The organism is Streptomyces sp. NPDC052682 (assembly GCF_040678435.1).
Lineage (GTDB): Bacteria > Actinomycetota > Actinomycetes > Streptomycetales > Streptomycetaceae > Streptomyces.
This window is the reverse complement of the sequence record NZ_JBFATS010000012.1, coordinates 1-14880: the sequence shown is the minus strand read 5'-3', so window position 1 is coordinate 14880 and position 14880 is coordinate 1. Positions and strand designations below refer to the sequence as shown.

Genomic DNA, 14880 nt, shown 5'->3' with positions numbered 1-14880 from the left:
TTCAGGTAGGAGTGGGGGTGTCGGGCGACGGACGAGGGGGAGTGTCATGACGGTGCACGAGCACGACGGCCGGCTGGGGGAGGAGTTCTTCACTCCGGGGACGTCGTCCTTCACCGAGTTCCTCGCGGCGCACCGCCCCGAGCTGCTCGGCACCCGCCGCCTGCTGCCGGACGGCGTGCGCGCCGAGGGCGTTCCGCACGGCACGACCGTGCTCGCGCTGACCTACCGCGAGGGGGTGCTGATCGCCGGAGACCGCCGGGCCACCATGGGCCACCTGATCGCCCAGCGCGACCTGGAGAAGGTGCACCCCGCCGACGACCACACCGCCGTGGCCTTCGCGGGCTCCGTCGGCCTCGCCCTGGACCTGGTGAAGCTGTACCAGGTCGAGCTGACGCACTTCGAGAAGGTCGAGGGCACCCCGATGAGCCTCGCCGCGAAGGCGAACCGGCTGGCCGGCATGATCCGCCAGAACCTCGGCCAGGCCATGCAGGGCCTGGCCGTCGTCCCGCTCCTGGCCGGATACGACCTCACGGCACCGGACGGCGCACGGGGCCGCATCTTCGGTTACGACGTGGCCGGCGGGACCTACGAGAAGTACGGCTTCCACGCCGAGGGCTCGGGCTCCCCGTACGCGCGCGGCGCGCTGAAGAAGCTGTACCGGCCGGACCTGTCCCGGCGTGAAGCGGCCCTGGCCGCCCTCCAGGCGCTGTACGACGCGGCCGACGACGACTCCGCCACCGGCGGCCCGGACCTGACCCGCCGTATCTACCCGGTCGTGTCGGTCATCACCGAGGACGGCTTCGAGCGGCTGGACGAGGCCGAGACGGAGCAGCTCAGCCGCGAGACGGTCGAGCAGCGCGGGAACCGGCCGGACGGGCCGCACGCGGCCGTGTGAGGGACCGGCGGGGAGTTTCCCCTTCCATGGAGAAGACCTGCCACGGCCTTTACTGCACATAAGTTGCAGCTACTGGAGGATGACAGGAGGCTGTTGCCCGCAGCCGTCCGCACCGAAAGTCCCGCCGGAAGGTCCCTCCCCCGATGACGGCCGCCCCTGACTCCACTCCGACCCTCCCCGCCCGGGCCGCCGCCCCTCCCACGGCCCGGGTCCGCGTCCGCACCTCCCTGACGCGGCAGGAGTGGATCAGGGCAGGGGGGATGGCCGGCTTCATCGTGGCCCTGCACCTGATCGGCTGGGTGACGCTGGTCGCCGTCGTCGTCCCGGAGCACCACCGCATCGGCGCGGAGTCGTTCGGCATCGGCATCGGCATGACCGCGTACACGCTCGGCATGCGGCACGCCTTCGACGCCGACCACATCGCCGCGATCGACAACACCACCCGCAAGCTGATGGGGGAGGGGCAGCGGCCGCTGTCGGTCGGGTTCTGGTTCTCCCTCGGGCACTCCAGCGTCGTCTTCGCGCTGGCGCTGCTGCTCTCGCTGGGCGTGAAGGGCCTGGCCGGGCCGGTCCGCGACGACGGCTCCTCGCTGCACGAGATCACCGGCCTGATCGGCACGACCGTCTCCGGCACCTTCCTCTACGCCATCGCCGCCGTCAACCTGGTCGTCCTGGCCGGCATCTGGAAGGTGTTCCGCCGGATGCGCTCCGGCGCCTTCGACGAGGCCGCCCTGGAGGAACAGCTGAACAACCGCGGCCTGCTGAACCGCCTCCTGGGCCGCGTCATGCGGTGGGTGTCCAGGCCGTGGCAGATGTACCCGCTGGGGCTGCTGTTCGGCCTCGGCTTCGACACCGCCACCGAGATCGCCCTGCTCGTCCTGGCCGGCTCGGGCGCCGCCTCGGGCCTGCCCTGGTACGCGATCCTGTGCCTGCCCGTCCTGTTCGCCGCCGGGATGTGCCTGCTGGACACCGTGGACGGCTCGTTCATGAACTTCGCCTACGGCTGGGCCTTCTCCCAGCCGGTCCGCAAGGTCTACTACAACCTCACCGTCACGGGTCTGTCGGTCGCCGTCGCCCTGCTCATCGGCACCGTCGAACTGCTCGGCCTGCTCGCGGACAAGCTCGCCCTGCGCGGGGCGTTCTGGGACTGGGTCTCCGGCATCGACCTCAACACCCTCGGCTACGTCGTCGTCGCCCTGTTCTTCGCCGCCTGGGCGGTGGCGCTGCTGGTGTGGAGGCTCGGCCGGATCGAGCAGCGGTGGACGGCGGACCTCCGGCCGGCGGAGCCGGGGTGTGCGGGTGATCACCCGGGCGACCGAGGTTAGACGCCGCGTAACGGGAAACGCGGATCGGACACGTGAGACACCCGATGTGACACCGACGCACGACGTCAGACCGACGAGTCGACGCAGCGCGACAGGGAGGCAGTCATGGGCACGGAACCGATGGGCCCCGAGGCGATGGCGGACGACGCGTACCAGCCCACCGGAACCAACGAGGAACAGGAGGACGCCGCGCCCCTCGACCTGCAGGACGCCGTCGACGAACGCACCTACGACGACACCCTCGACGAGGGCTACTCCCCGCCGGAGAAGCCGCTCGGCGTGACCAAGCACGGCACCACGGCCGCCGAGCAGCACGACGGCGAGACCCTCGACCAGCGGCTGGCCCAGGAGGTCCCGGACGTGTCCGAGCCGCTCGGCGACGGCATCGGCGACACGCCCGACGGTGAGGGCGAGCCGGTGGACCCGGAGGCGGGCACCGGCCGGGCGGGCCGTCTGGTCGCCCCGGACGAGGGCGTCCGCACCGACACCACCAGCGAGTCCGTCGCCGCCGACGTGGGCATCGACGGGGGAGCGGCCGGTGCGGAGGAGGCGGCCGTGCACGTCGTGGAGGACGACGAGGCCCTGCCGGAGAGCGGACAGGGCCGCTGATCCGGCGCGCGGCCGCCGCCGGGCGGGTCGCAGGTTTCCGCCGGGCCCGGGGAAGGTACCGCTCCAGCCGAAGCAAGCGGCCCCTCGGGTGGTGCCCGCGCTCCTCCGGATGCACGGCGCGCTCCGGCGGTGAAGGGTGATATCGGACCCGATGACAGCACCGGGGCCGCGACAGCGATCCGGATCCGAGGGAGCAGAGAAGATGTCGACGTCACAGCCCGACGCGTCCGCGTCACGGCCGCCCGGGGAACGCACCACTCCGGACAGCGTGCTCCACGCCCGCACCGGCACCGATGTGTCGCCGGAGGACCTGGTGCTCGCCTCAGGCAAGGACCTCACTCCGCGCAACCTGGAATGGGCCCGGCGCAAGCTGGACGCCGAGGGACCCGCCGCACTGGACAAGATCCTGCCCTGATCCCATGAGGGGGGTGCGCCCACGAGCACCCCCCTCACACCGTGGCGGGTGCTATACGAAGGGCGTCAGCGTCAGCCGCAGCCCGGTCGGGGCGGTGTCCTGGATGTACGAGGCGAAGTCGGCCACGTCGTCGAAGGCGAAACCGTACGCCTTGCCGTCCTCGGTGGCCGCGTGCAGCGCCTTGGCGTAGTGGTTGGTCAGGGCGGTGCGGTAGAACGCCGAGGGGTCGGTGACCGGCTGGGCGGGGTGGCTCAGCAGCGTCGAACGGTTGAAGCCGGCGCCCAGTACGGCGGCGACCGGACCGGTCGTGCCGTCGTTCGGGGCGGCGAGCGCGCCGTCGCAGAAGAGCACGTCCCGCGTGGACGGCCTGCCGAAGGAGACCTGCGCGGGCCCGTCGAAGGTGAACCGGTCCCCGCGCACCCGGCCGGTGAACGTGCCGGCGTTGGTGGTGACGGTGAGGTCCCGGCCGGTGTACGTGCTCCACACCTCGTCGATGTACGGGGCGAGGTAGTCCTTCGGGAACAGCCCGGCGTCCAGGCCGTGGCCGGGCGCGATGATCCGGGTGTCGTCCACCACCAGCCGCGCGAACTCCTCGACCTCCCGGACGGCGGCGAACGCGGCCGCCCGGCCGCCCTTGCGCAGGGTGCCCGTGGTCTGGTCCTTGGCGCCGGTCAGCCGGATGCTCAGCGGCACGCTGAACATGTCGACCATGGTGGTGTTGCAGAACATGCCGGAGGCGTTGTACGTGAACTCGGCGCAGTCGTGCAGCACCCCGTAGCTGGGGTCGGAGGCCACCCAGCCGGCCGGGTACTGCAGGGCCGGGGCGCCGTTGCCGTCGGTCACCACCTTGAACTTCAGCTTCGCGCCGAGCGAGACGTAGATCCGGCCGGACATGTAGGGCAGGGACAGCCGGGTCCCGCCGCTGCCGGCCAGGCCGATCGCGTAGTCGGCGAAACCGTCGGGGCCGTTGTCCGACAGGGCGACCGGGGCCAGGGTGCCGTCGGGCGTGAGCCGCACCTGCCGGCCGTCCTGGTTGCCCACGATGTAGACGTGGACGTCGGCGTCGGTGAAGGAACCGCTGCCGTTGACGATCGTCAGCGGCAGGGAGCCGGCCGCCGCCGTGCCGCTCTTCCCGGTCGCGTCCGCCAGGGCGTGGGGAGCCAGGGCGGCGACGGCGGGTGCCGCGACGGCGGCTCCGCCGAGGGCGGCGAGGAACGTACGGCGGGCCGGACGGCGAGAGTGACGGGGAGTCATGTGTGGGGGGTCTCCTGTGGTGCTCGTGCGGGTGGGGCGCGGCGGCGAACGCGCGGGGGGAAGCCCGGAGACCGCACTGGGGGGTGTGAGAGCGCTCTCAGGCCGTTCGCCTACGCCGCCGCGGGGCCCTGATGCTATGCACGGGTCCTGCTGCTGCCAACCGAACCGCCGCTCCCCAACAGGCCTGAAAAGGGGCGTACTTGACCGGACCGGCCGTCCATCAGGCTCGCTTGACGCCGGCTTAAGGTTCCCTTGAGCCACACCGCCGCCCGGGAGCGCTTTCCGGCGCCCGCGATGGACTCCCATGCCGCGTGGCTAGGCGGAGCGGCCGTCGAGCTGCTCCTGCGCCGTCGCGAGGATCTCCGTCACCCGCAGGGCGAAGGCGGCGTCGCACGGGTGCGCACGGCCCGTGCGCACAGCGGTGAGCAGGGCGTCCGCCGCCCGCACGAACGCGGGAACCGCTCCCTCGGAACTGTCCGGAAGAAGCGTGACCCCGGCCTCGCCCCGGAGCTCCACGACGGCACCCGCCGCCGCGGGCGGGGCCGTCAGGCTCAGGGTGAGGGTGCTGGAGGCGCCGCCGGTGTGGTCGAGGACGAGATGGACGGTGTCGCCGGGACCCGGTGCCGCCGCCGTCACCCGCCGCACGTCGCCGAGCACCGGCAACAGCACGGACAGGGCATGGGGACCGACATCCCACAGGGCGCCCTTCTCCCGCCGCCACGGCGAGGCCGCGAACGGGCTGTCGGAGGTGAACACCGCACCGAGCCACTGCGCCCGGGCGGTGAACCAGCCGCCCGCCGACGCCTGTTCGGCGATCCACGCCTGCGGCTCCGGCTGGAAACGGGCCGTGAAGAACACCACGGAGGCCACCTGGGACTCCCGTACGGCCTCCACCACCGCCCGCCCCTGCGCCACCGTCAGGGCCAGCGGCTTGTCGAGCAGCAGATGACAGCCCGCGCGCGCCGCCCGCACGGCCAGGTCGGCCTGAACGCCCGGGGGCAGCGCCACCGCCACGGCGTCGACCTCGCGCAGCAGCGCCTCGACATCGTCGTAGGCACGTACGCCGTACCGGGCGGCCAGCTCCTTGGCGGCGTCCGGGCGGCGGCCCCACACACCGGCGAACTCCAGCCCCTCGTGCAGGCTCAGGGCCGGCGCGTGCGCCGCCCGCGCCCAGGGGCCGGTGCCGAGCAGTCCTGTGCGCATACCGCCGCCTTCCGTCCATCCGGAACCCGAGACCGGCCGCTGCCGGTCTCCCGCACCGCCGAGCGTGTCACACCCGGCCGGCCGCAGAGCAACCCCCGTGGTGCGTACGCCGCTCAGCCCTCGCCGGGGACGTGCGCGCCGAAGCCGAGCTCGCGCAGCGCGCCGCGCAGCCGGACCGCCGCCTCGTCGAGGGAGGCCTCGTCCCGCTCCGCGCCGGCCTTGGAGAAGTCCAGGTCGCCCATGCCCCAGGCGGGCGCGACGTGGATGTGCAGATGCGGCACCTCGAAGCCCGCGATGAGCAGCCCGGCCCGGGGCGCGTCCCAGGCGTGCTTCACCCCGCGGCCGATCGCCTGCGCCACGGTCATGCAGCGGGCCGGCAACGCGCCGTCCGCGTCGGTCCACTGGTCCAGCTCCTGCCGTGGCACCACCAGTGTGTGACCGGGCGTCAGCGGGGCGATGGTGAGGAAGGCGGCGACCTCGGGCTCCTGCCAGACGAACCGTCCGGGCAGTTCCCCTGCGAAGTGGGCGCCGTCGGCCGAAAACCCGTGGACGCGCGGTGTGCGCCGCGTTAGCTTCTGCCGGGGCCACCAGGCCCCTCCGTGCAGATCCCCGGGCCCGAGTGAGGTGCGTTCGATGATGGTGGGAGCGACGGCGGCCGGCCGCGGCCGGCGGCCAAGGAACGCAAGGGATCCGATGCACTCGACGACCCCGACGGACCCGAAGGATCTTTCCCGTGGATCTGCCACGCATCATCACGCTGCGCGAAAGCAGCCACCGTATCCACAACCCGTTCACCCCTGAGAAACTCGCCGCTTTGGGCCGGGCCCTGCACCTGACGCCCGGCACCCGCGTGCTCGATCTCGCATGCGGATCCGGCGAGATGCTGTGCACCTGGGCACGCGAGCACCGCATCAGCGGAACCGGGGTGGACATCAGCACGGTCTTCCTCGACCGGGCCCGGGCGCGCGCCGCCGAACTCGGCGTCGCCGGACAGGTCGCCTTCGTGCACGGCGACGCCCGCGGCCACGTCTCGCGCGAGCCGGTCGACGTCGCCGCCTGCGTCGGCGCCACCTGGATCGGCGACGGGGTGCCCGGCACGGTCGAGCTGCTCGGCCGCAGCCTGTGTACCGGCGGCCTGATGCTGATCGGCGAGCCCTACTGGCGCCGGGAACCGCCGGACCAGGAAACCGTCGAGGCGTGCCACGCCCGGGACAGGGCCGACTTCCTGCCGCTGCCCGAGCTCCTCGCCCAGTTCGGCACGCTCGGGTACGACGTCGTGGAGATGGTCCTGGCCGACCAGGACAGCTGGGACCGGTACCGGGCCGCGCAATGGTCGAACCTGCGGCGCTGGCTCGACCGGAACCAGGACGACGAACTGGCCGCGGACGTGCGGGCGGAACTCACCACCGATCCCGTCCGTTACGCGCGCTACGAGCGGGAGTACCTCGGCTGGGGCGTCTTCGCGCTGATGGCGCGCTGACGGTACGCCGTTCCACGAGCAGACGGCCGGTCAGCCCCGGGCCAGGGCGTGTTGTGCCCTGGCCCGGGGCTTTCGCCCGTTCGCCGGCTCACTCGCGTACGCACACGTGGACATGCCCCTCGAGCGGGAACGCGGGCGGTGACGCCGGGAGCACCGCGGCCAGCCCGTAGGCGCTCTTCTCCGCGACGCGGCACGACGCCGTGTTGTCCACCTGGTGCACAAGCTCCAGGCGCGTCAGCCCCTCGGCGGCGAACGTGGCGAACGCCCAGGCCGTCAGCGCCCGCAGCGCCCGCGGAGCCACGCCCCGGCCGCGGGCGGCGGAGGCGGTCCAGTAGCCGACCTCGGCGGAGGGGGCGCCGGGGGAGACGCCCTTGAGGACGACGTTCCCCACCAGCCGCTCACCCGCGCCGCCCTCCCGGGGCTCCACGACGGCGAACCCGTAGCGGCGCCCCTCGCGCCACCCGGACTGCTGGTCCCGGATCCACCGCGCCGCGCTCGCCTCGTCGTCCAGGGCCGTACTCGTCCAGCGGCGCAGGGCCGCGTCCCGGTGGATCTCGACCAGTGGCGCCGCGTCGCCGGGGCTCCAAGGACGCAGGGCGAGAGCGGGAGCCGACGGCGTGGCGGCCGCCCGGAGCGGTGCGGTGATCGGTTTCACGGGCCGAGCGTAGGCGGTTACGAGCCGGTCCGAAGCCGTTCTCGGCCGGGCAGTCGAGCACGCGGGAGCGTCCAGCACAGGCCAGCCGGACCCGGTCGCCGCCGCGTACGAGGCCGTGGCGGCGGCGTTTGTGGATTCCCGGGGCCAGGAACAATGGAAAGGGGCTCGCAGACGGGAGCCGCCGGAGGCCGGGGGCCGCGTACGAGGGCGCGGTGGGATGGTGTACGCCCGGGTCTCTCTCCGCAGGCCGCCGCGATCCGGGCCGGGCTGATCGCTCCGGCCCGTCAGCTCCGCCACAGCCGCAACTGCCCCCGTGACCGATGGGTTGGGACCGTACCCGGCCGCTGCCCCGCACACGGATCACCGGCCCGGCCGGGAAGGAGGAGCATGCCCCAGTCCGACGACGACCGTCTGGTCGCCCTGGAGGCGCGACTGGAGCGGGACGATCCCCGGTTCGCCCGCGCCCTGCGGGCCGGGCGCCCGGCCCGGCCCCGCGAGTACCGGCACACCCGCGCCTGGTGGGCGCTGGGGGCCGCGCTGGCCGTACTGGGCACGGGAATCGCCGTGGCCGACGGGCTGCTCATCGCCACCGGACTGGTCCTCACCGGCATCTCGGTGGAGTTGTTCGACCCCCACCGGGTTCGTCCGGGGCGGCGGCCCAGGCCGCTGCGCCGGCACGCGCGGGACGGCCACACCCCCGAATGAGGGCACGCTAAGTCCGTTCCGCGGTGATCGACATGTGTGCTGCGCTAGAATTCTTTATCGAGCGCATACGCTCCACTGAGCGTTTTTTCGCTCATCCGTTCAAATGCTGGTCGTGAGACACACCGGGCCGACGTGATGGGGGCGTGACATGAGTGGAGTCGTCCACGTGCGCGTCGACAACCCCGCCCGCGACGGAGTCCCCGATACCGGCACGGCGGCCTGAGCCGCCCGCGCGCCGAGGCGCGCCCGCACCCGCGATCCGAGCGGCCCACGGCAGCGGAGCGGTACGCCGCCCCCGCCCGGCCGCGCCCCACCTCACCACCCCGGTCCCGTCGAGTCGTGACACCCGGCTCGGCCCGCTCCCGACCGGTCCCGACGGGACACCCGCACCTGTGGTGACCCCCACGAACAGCCCGTAGCCGGGCCGGTCACGGGCACCCGCAGAGGCACAGACGCCGCCACCGCACCGATCCACGGAGGTCAGACGCCCGTGCACGACACCACCGCCATGCTCATCGAACTCGGGGCGATCATCCTCGGCCTGGGGCTGCTGGGACGGCTCGCCGCCCGGGTGGGCTTTTCCCCCATACCCCTGTACCTCCTGGCCGGACTCGCCTTCGGCCATGGCGGCATCCTGCCGTTGCAGGCCAGCGAGGAGTTCATCGCCACCGGGGCGGAGATCGGCGTGGTGCTTCTGCTGCTCCTGCTCGGACTGGAGTACAGCGCGTCCGAACTCGTCACCACCCTCAGGACCCAGTACCCCTCCGGCGCGGTCGACTTCGTCCTCAACGCCGCACCCGGCGCCGCCCTGGCGCTGCTGCTGGGCTGGGGACCGGTGGCGGCCGTCGCCATGGCCGGCGTCACCTGGATCTCCTCCTCGGGGGTGATCGCCAAGGTCCTCGGCGACCTGCGCCGGCTCGGCAACCGCGAGACCCCCGTCGTCCTCGGCGTCCTGGTCCTGGAGGACCTGGCCATGGCCGTGTACCTGCCGATCCTCACCGCCCTGCTGGCCGGCGTCAGCCTGGCGGGCGGCGCCGTCACCCTGCTGATCTCCCTCGGCACCGTCGGCGCGGTCCTGTACGTGGCGCTGCGGCACGGCCGGCTGGTCAGCCGCGCGGTCTCCTCCGACAACGCCGAGATGCTGCTGCTGGTCGTGCTCGGCGTCACCCTGCTCGTCGCCGGCATCGCCCAGCAGCTTCAGGTCTCCGCCGCGGTCGGCGCGTTCCTGGTGGGCATCGCGCTGTCCGGCGAGGTCGCCGAGGGGGCCAGCAACCTGCTGACCCCGCTGCGGGACCTGTTCGCGGCGGTCTTCTTCGTCTTCTTCGGCCTCACCACCAACCCCGCGGACATCCCGCCGGTACTCCTGCCGGCCCTCGCCCTGGCCGCCGTCACCACCCTGACCAAGATCGCCACCGGCTACTGGGCCGCGCGGCGCGCCGGCATCTCGGCCAAGGGCCGCTGGCGGGCCGGCGGCACCCTGGTCGCCCGCGGCGAGTTCTCCATCGTCATCGCCGGGCTCGCGGTCGGTGTCGAACCGCGCATCGGCCCGCTGGCCACCGCGTACGTCCTGATCCTGGTCATCGTCGGCCCGCTGGCGGCCCGCTGGACCGAACCCGTCGCCCGCCGCCTGCCGCGCCGCCGCGCGAAGCGTCCGCTCGAGACGGCGTCGAAGGCCTCGACGGCGGAGGCGGTCGAGGCGGTACACGCGAACGGCTGATCCTCCGTGGAGGTCTGCTCGGCGCAGGCCTTGCAGGTGGGCGGCTGAATGCCCATGGCGATGGCGGGTGAGCGCATGGGGCCCGCCCGGGGCAGGTCCTCACTCCCGCCCGAGGATCGACGCGGCCGCGTCCACGCCCTCCCGGGTGCCGATCACGATCAGGACGTCCCCGCCCGCCAACCGGAACTCCGGTCCGGGCGAGGGAATCGCCTCGGCGCGGCGCAGCACCGCCACGATCGACACCCCGGTCTCCGTACGCATCCGCGTCTCGCCCAGGTGCCGCCCGTTCCAGTGCGAGGTCGACGACAGTTCGATCCGCTCGGCCACCAGCCCGAGCGCGGTCGTCGACAGCAGGCTCGGGCTGTGGTGGGCCGGCATCAGCGCGTCGATGAGGGCCGACGCCTCCCCCTCGGTCAGCCGTACGGACAGCGCGCAGGCGTCCGGGTCGTCCTCCTGGTAGGCGTTCAGCGTCCGCGACCCGTCCCGGTGAGCCACCACCGACAGCCGGCGCTGCTCCCGCGTGGCCAGGTCGTAACGGACCCCGATGCCGGGCAACGGCGTACTGCGCATGCGTGCGGCGCCCACTGCTGTCCCCCTGTCCCGTCGGGTGTCTTTCCGGCACAACGTTGATGACACCCTAGCGAGCCGCCGAAACCAGCCGGTCAGCGGCCGCGCGCGGTGTGCCCGGCCCCGATTCAGCCGGCCGAGTGCTGAATGCGTTCTCCTTCTTCTATTGGACCCCGGCCCACCCGGCGGTCACGCTGGAGTGCGCCAGCCGCCCCCACAGCCGGAAGAGGTCACGCGCACATGCACACCCGCCGCATCGGTGACGTCGAGGTCAGCGCGATCGGTCTGGGCGCGATGCCCATGTCCATCGAGGGACGACCGGACGAGGAGCGCTCCCTCGCCACCGTCCACGCCGCGCTGGACGCCGGCGTGACCCTGATCGACACCGCGGACGCCTACCACCGCGACGCCGACGAGGTCGGCCACAACGAGACCCTGGTCGCCAAGGCCCTGGCCTCCCACCCCCGGGGCGCCGACGTCCTGGTCGCCACCAAGGGCGGTCATCTGCGCCCGGGCGACGGCAGCTGGACGCTGGACGGCAGCCCCCGGCATCTGAAGGAGGCCTGTGAGGCGTCCCTGCGCCGGCTCGGGGCGGAGGCCATCGGCCTGTACCAGTTCCACCGCCCCGACCCCCGGGTGCCGTACGAGGAGTCCGTCGGCGCGATCCGTGACCTGCTGGACGAGGGGAAGATCCGCATGGCCGGGATCTCCAACGCGAACCCCGAGCAGATCAGGCAGGCCGCCGGCATCCTCGGCGGCCGGCTGGTCTCCGTGCAGAACCAGTTCTCCCCGGCCTTCCGCTCCAGCGAGCCCGAGCTGCGCCTGTGCGACGAACTCGGCATCGCCTTCCTGCCCTGGAGCCCCCTGGGCGGTATCTCCCGGGCCGGCGAACTGGGCTCCGCTCACGCCCCGTTCGCCCGCGTCGCCGAGGACCGGGGAGTGAGCCCGCAACGGGTGTGCCTGGCCTGGATGCTCGCCAAGTCGCCCGTCGTCATCCCGATCCCGGGCGCCAGCCGTCCGGAGACCATCCGGGACTCCGCCGCCGCCACCGACCTGGCCCTGACCGCCGGGGAACTCGCACAGCTCGACGCCGCCTGAGCCTGTCCGACCCGCGCCTGGAGCGGTGCCGGAGGGCAGCCATGTCTGACGGGTGATCAGCGGACAACAAAAACTCGTCGAATCCGGCCGGCTGAGAGAAAGGTGTGAATGTTTCCGTCTGGTTCGGGCATACGCAGCGAAAATCGAGAGAGGGGCGCTACGTGCTCGTACCGGACCCGAAGGTCGTCAGGGAGTTGCTGACGCGATACGCGTCGCTGCGGATCGCTCAGGCGGAGCGGCACACGCCGGCCGCCGCACGCGAGCTGGAGGACGTCAGCTACACGCTGTGCGTGATGATGGGGACCTCCCGCATACACGACGCCATCGCCAAGGCGGACGAGCTGTTGCTCACCAAGGGGCGGTCCGAGGCCGCGGACCCGGACGGGGAGAACGGCCTGTCGCTGGCCGTGTGACATCGCGTCCGCCTGGACGCGGATCGGACGCCGCCTGGGCGGCCCCCCGCACGGGGGGCCGCCCAGGCGGCCGTTCTTTCGCGGAACGCGGTGCAGGCGAGGTGACCACACCCGTCGCCCGGTTTCTGCCTCGCGCACCTGCCTGCCGTCAAGGGGGACGGGGGAACTCGCACCTCTGAGCGCCTGGGCGCCTACACTCGCACTCGTGTCTCCGTACGGAGGCCTACGAGCAGAAAGGCACGTTGACGGGTGTTCCAGGATTCCCCCATCTACGACCGACTCATCGCGGAGTGCGGCGACGTGCCCGCACAGGTACGCCGGGAGGCCGAACGCGTGAGCAGGGAACTGGAGCTGGTCATGCGGCCTCTGCAGTCCCCGGGCCTCACCCCCGGCCTGGCCCCGGGCCTCGACCGGCCGCAGCATCCGGGCACGGGCTGGCAACGCTCCGCCCTGCTGCCGGGACAGCGGCCGCACTGAGCACCGCGGGCAGGGCCGCCCGGTGTCACGACACCGCCGTGTTCTTCCCGTTGAGCGGCGCGGTCGTCTCGGGCCCTGCCGGGTGCGCCAGCCACTCGGCGATGGTGCGGGCGATGGGCTGGCCCGACTCCACCTCCACGAACCCGAACTGCCCCGACTGGTTGCACTCCAGGAACCACCAGGTGCCGTCGGCGTCCTCGACGAAGTCGAAAGCGCCGTACGCCAGTTGGGCCTCCCGCAGGTAAGCGCGCACCGCCTCCGCCGTACGGGGCGGGACCTCGACGGGCTGCCACGGCGCACCGGGGGCGGCGAACCGTACGTCGACCTCGTCCGGGTCGGCGTCCGGCGCGGTCGTCTTGCGCGCGGCCAAAAGCCGGTCGCCCACCGCGGTGAGCCGGATGTCGGCCCGCTTGGCGATCCGCCGTTGCAGCAGCGTCGGCCCGAACGCGACCGCCGAGAAGTCCGCGTCCGGCGCCACCCGGCTGGTCGGCACCGCCCGCGGCGGGTCCTGCGGATGCGCACCGGAGACCGGCTTGACCACCAGGTCCGGATAGCGCTCGGCGAACTCCCGGGCCGCCCGCGGGAACGTGGTGATCAGCGTGGCGGGCACCGGCAGACCGCACCGCTGGGCGAGGTGCAGCTGCCACGGCTTGTGCCGGGCCCGGCGGGCCGCGTCCGGGTGGTTCATCCAGCGCGCGTCCGAGCCGCGCAGCATCCCGTAGAGCGCCTGGGAGGCCTCCTCGGTCAGCCAGGCCGAGGGCTGGGCCGCCCGCCCCGCCGGGGGGCCCGGGCGGCGCACCCAGACCGACCGCAGCCCGCCGATGCTCACCAGCCGGCCGCCCGCGGACAGATGGCCGCGGAAACGGCCGTGGACGTACTCGCCGGACAGCGCCACCCCGCCGGTCAGGTCGGCGGGATCGAGACGGACCACCGGAACGCCGGTTGCGTGCAGGTGCACGACCACCATGTCCGCGGTCACGTCCTCCTCACAGGTGAGGATCAGCACGGTCATCGTCGACGGCCCGCGGTCAGTCGTCGAAGTGCGTCTTGGACCCCGCGGTGGACGTCGTCGTCCCCACTTCCCTCAGCAGGGCGTGGTCGCAGGCGGCCACCCGGCCGTCCCTGAGCACGTTCAACTGGAGCCCGGCGTCGTACGCATACGGAGTGGCCGCCTCCAACTGCGCTGCCGGGCGGGCGTAGTTGAGCGCGAACGGTTGCATCGTCTCTCCCTCGTCGGTACTGCGCCGATCGCGTGACGGTCCCGTGCGTCGCCGCCCGGTCCGTCGGCCTGCTTCGGCTTCCAGAGACTTATACGAATCGAACGGGTGGTTGGTTTCCTTACGGTCCGTAGTCGTTCCGGGGGCTGAGATTCCGCTGTCGTCGCGCTGTGTGGTGCCGCGTCAGCGCACGGGTGCGCCGTCCTGTCGCCGCTCCGCCGCCGAGTCCCGCTCGCCGAGGGAGCCGCGGACGCTGCGCAGCGCGAGGAGGAGGACGCCGATGTCGTCCAGGTACACCGGGTCGGGCAGCAGGTCGGTGGGCAGCACGAGATACAGCACCGCGCCCCAGAACACCCAGCGCGGCCCGGTCGGCAGCCCCGCGCGCCGCAGGTCCCGGCGGGTCCGTATCAGCCGCACCAGGACGCCGACGGCGAGGGCGAGCACGACGGCCGCGAGGACCACGGCCACGGTGATCACCGCGGTGGTCGTATCCACTGGGCTGACCTCCTCCCGGCGTGCGTGACACACGCGTCCTTACCTGAATGCCCGTTTACGGCGGCGGTATGGCGTCGGGGACCGGACATGTGGGCGCGGGGCCGGTGCCGGGCAAGCGCGGGCGGGCCACGGGGCGTTCGGCCGTCATCCGGTCGGCTCAGTCGGGCGGCCCGGTGCCACGGGTGTGCCTGGTGAGGGGTCAGACGGTGCGCGTTGCCGCGCCGTTCTCCGGCCCCGCACCCGAGGCGGGCGGGACGGCCGACTGAGCCGTCGCACCACGCGCGTGGAGCGGGGGGGGCCCGCCGGCGGGGCCCCCCCCCCGGCGGCTGCTTGTGGGGGTTTGGGGGTTGTGGGC

18 protein-coding genes are annotated in these 14880 nt (G+C 73.0%); 10 read left to right on the top strand and 8 right to left on the bottom strand.

Translation table 11 applies throughout. From position 1 onward, the window contains the following. The first annotated feature begins 46 nt into the window (after positions 1-46). The 4 genes from prcB to AB0K80_RS20090 all read left to right on the top strand — a co-directional run bounded on the left by prcB (position 47) and on the right by AB0K80_RS20090 (position 3244). Complete coding sequence (prcB, locus tag AB0K80_RS20105; RefSeq protein ID WP_365671432.1) at positions 47-895, top strand: proteasome subunit beta; 849 nt, start codon at positions 47-49, stop codon at positions 893-895. Positions 896-1038: 143 nt separating this feature from the next. Next, a complete protein-coding gene (locus AB0K80_RS20100) occupies positions 1039-2220 on the top strand; it encodes a HoxN/HupN/NixA family nickel/cobalt transporter (RefSeq protein WP_365671429.1) in 1182 nt (393 codons plus the stop codon). Between the two features lie 120 nt (positions 2221-2340). Further along, positions 2341-2829, top strand: coding sequence for a DUF5709 domain-containing protein (locus tag AB0K80_RS20095; protein WP_365671848.1), 489 nt, complete (start codon positions 2341-2343; stop codon positions 2827-2829). Between the two features lie 202 nt (positions 2830-3031). Further along, on the top strand, positions 3032-3244 hold the full coding sequence (locus AB0K80_RS20090; protein ID WP_365671427.1) for a hypothetical protein: 213 nt from the start codon (positions 3032-3034) through the stop codon (positions 3242-3244). A 51-nt stretch (positions 3245-3295) separates the two neighbouring features. Here the strand turns inward: AB0K80_RS20090 and AB0K80_RS20085 are convergent, their stop codons facing one another. The 3 genes from AB0K80_RS20085 to AB0K80_RS20075 all read right to left on the bottom strand — a co-directional run bounded on the left by AB0K80_RS20085 (position 3296) and on the right by AB0K80_RS20075 (position 6447). Next, positions 3296-4498: a glycoside hydrolase family 64 protein gene (locus AB0K80_RS20085; RefSeq protein WP_365671425.1), complete on the bottom strand. Its 1203-nt coding sequence runs from the start codon at positions 4496-4498 to the stop codon at positions 3296-3298. A 315-nt stretch (positions 4499-4813) separates the two neighbouring features. Further along, on the bottom strand, positions 4814-5701 hold the full coding sequence (locus AB0K80_RS20080; RefSeq protein ID WP_365671423.1) for a Gfo/Idh/MocA family oxidoreductase: 888 nt from the start codon (positions 5699-5701) through the stop codon (positions 4814-4816). Positions 5702-5814: 113 nt separating this feature from the next. After that, entirely contained in the window at positions 5815-6447 is a 633-nt protein-coding gene (locus tag AB0K80_RS20075; RefSeq protein ID WP_365671420.1) for an HIT family protein, read from the bottom strand. Here AB0K80_RS20075 and AB0K80_RS20070 point away from each other — a divergent pair. Beyond that, positions 6435-7181 carry a methyltransferase domain-containing protein gene (locus AB0K80_RS20070; RefSeq protein ID WP_365671418.1) on the top strand — a complete coding sequence of 249 codons (747 nt, stop codon included), beginning with the start codon at positions 6435-6437 and terminating at the stop codon, positions 7179-7181. The two genes, AB0K80_RS20075 and AB0K80_RS20070, sit on opposite strands and share 13 nt — an antisense overlap. 88 nt (positions 7182-7269) lie before the next feature. Here AB0K80_RS20070 and AB0K80_RS20065 read toward each other — a convergent pair whose 3' ends face one another. Further along, a complete protein-coding gene (locus tag AB0K80_RS20065) occupies positions 7270-7827 on the bottom strand; it encodes a GNAT family N-acetyltransferase (RefSeq protein WP_365671846.1) in 558 nt (185 codons plus the stop codon). A gap of 396 nt (positions 7828-8223) precedes the next feature. Here AB0K80_RS20065 and AB0K80_RS20060 point away from each other — a divergent pair, with 396 nt between their 5' ends. Both AB0K80_RS20060 and AB0K80_RS20055 read left to right on the top strand, forming a co-directional pair. Beyond that, on the top strand, positions 8224-8541 hold the full coding sequence (locus AB0K80_RS20060) for a DUF3040 domain-containing protein (RefSeq protein ID WP_365671416.1): 318 nt from the start codon (positions 8224-8226) through the stop codon (positions 8539-8541). Between the two features lie 490 nt (positions 8542-9031). Next, positions 9032-10258 carry a cation:proton antiporter gene (locus AB0K80_RS20055; RefSeq protein ID WP_365671414.1) on the top strand — a complete coding sequence of 409 codons (1227 nt, stop codon included), beginning with the start codon at positions 9032-9034 and terminating at the stop codon, positions 10256-10258. Between the two features lie 99 nt (positions 10259-10357). On the opposite strand, the gene AB0K80_RS20050 is transcribed toward AB0K80_RS20055, so the two are convergent. Further along, positions 10358-10828, bottom strand: a complete 471-nt coding sequence (locus AB0K80_RS20050) for a TrkA C-terminal domain-containing protein (protein ID WP_365671844.1) — start codon at positions 10826-10828, stop codon at positions 10358-10360. A 237-nt stretch (positions 10829-11065) separates the two neighbouring features. Between AB0K80_RS20050 and AB0K80_RS20045 the strand changes: the two genes are divergently transcribed. The 3 genes from AB0K80_RS20045 to AB0K80_RS20035 all read left to right on the top strand — a co-directional run bounded on the left by AB0K80_RS20045 (position 11066) and on the right by AB0K80_RS20035 (position 12813). Further along, positions 11066-11923, top strand: a complete 858-nt coding sequence (locus AB0K80_RS20045) for an aldo/keto reductase (protein ID WP_365671412.1) — start codon at positions 11066-11068, stop codon at positions 11921-11923. Positions 11924-12084: 161 nt separating this feature from the next. After that, positions 12085-12336 carry a DUF5133 domain-containing protein gene (locus AB0K80_RS20040; RefSeq protein WP_365671410.1) on the top strand — a complete coding sequence of 84 codons (252 nt, stop codon included), beginning with the start codon at positions 12085-12087 and terminating at the stop codon, positions 12334-12336. Between the two features lie 249 nt (positions 12337-12585). Next, positions 12586-12813: a hypothetical protein gene (locus AB0K80_RS20035; protein WP_365671408.1), complete on the top strand. Its 228-nt coding sequence runs from the start codon at positions 12586-12588 to the stop codon at positions 12811-12813. 25 nt (positions 12814-12838) lie between these two features. On the opposite strand, the gene tgmB is transcribed toward AB0K80_RS20035, so the two are convergent. The 3 genes from tgmB to AB0K80_RS20020 all read right to left on the bottom strand — a co-directional run bounded on the left by tgmB (position 12839) and on the right by AB0K80_RS20020 (position 14525). Continuing rightward, complete coding sequence (tgmB, locus tag AB0K80_RS20030) at positions 12839-13825, bottom strand: ATP-grasp ribosomal peptide maturase (RefSeq protein ID WP_365671406.1); 987 nt, start codon at positions 13823-13825, stop codon at positions 12839-12841. A 16-nt stretch (positions 13826-13841) separates the two neighbouring features. Next, entirely contained in the window at positions 13842-14033 is a 192-nt protein-coding gene (gene tgmA / locus AB0K80_RS20025; protein WP_365671404.1) for a putative ATP-grasp-modified RiPP, read from the bottom strand. A gap of 180 nt (positions 14034-14213) precedes the next feature. Further along, complete coding sequence (locus tag AB0K80_RS20020; RefSeq protein WP_365671402.1) at positions 14214-14525, bottom strand: YkvA family protein; 312 nt, start codon at positions 14523-14525, stop codon at positions 14214-14216. Positions 14526-14880: the final 355 nt, after the last annotated feature.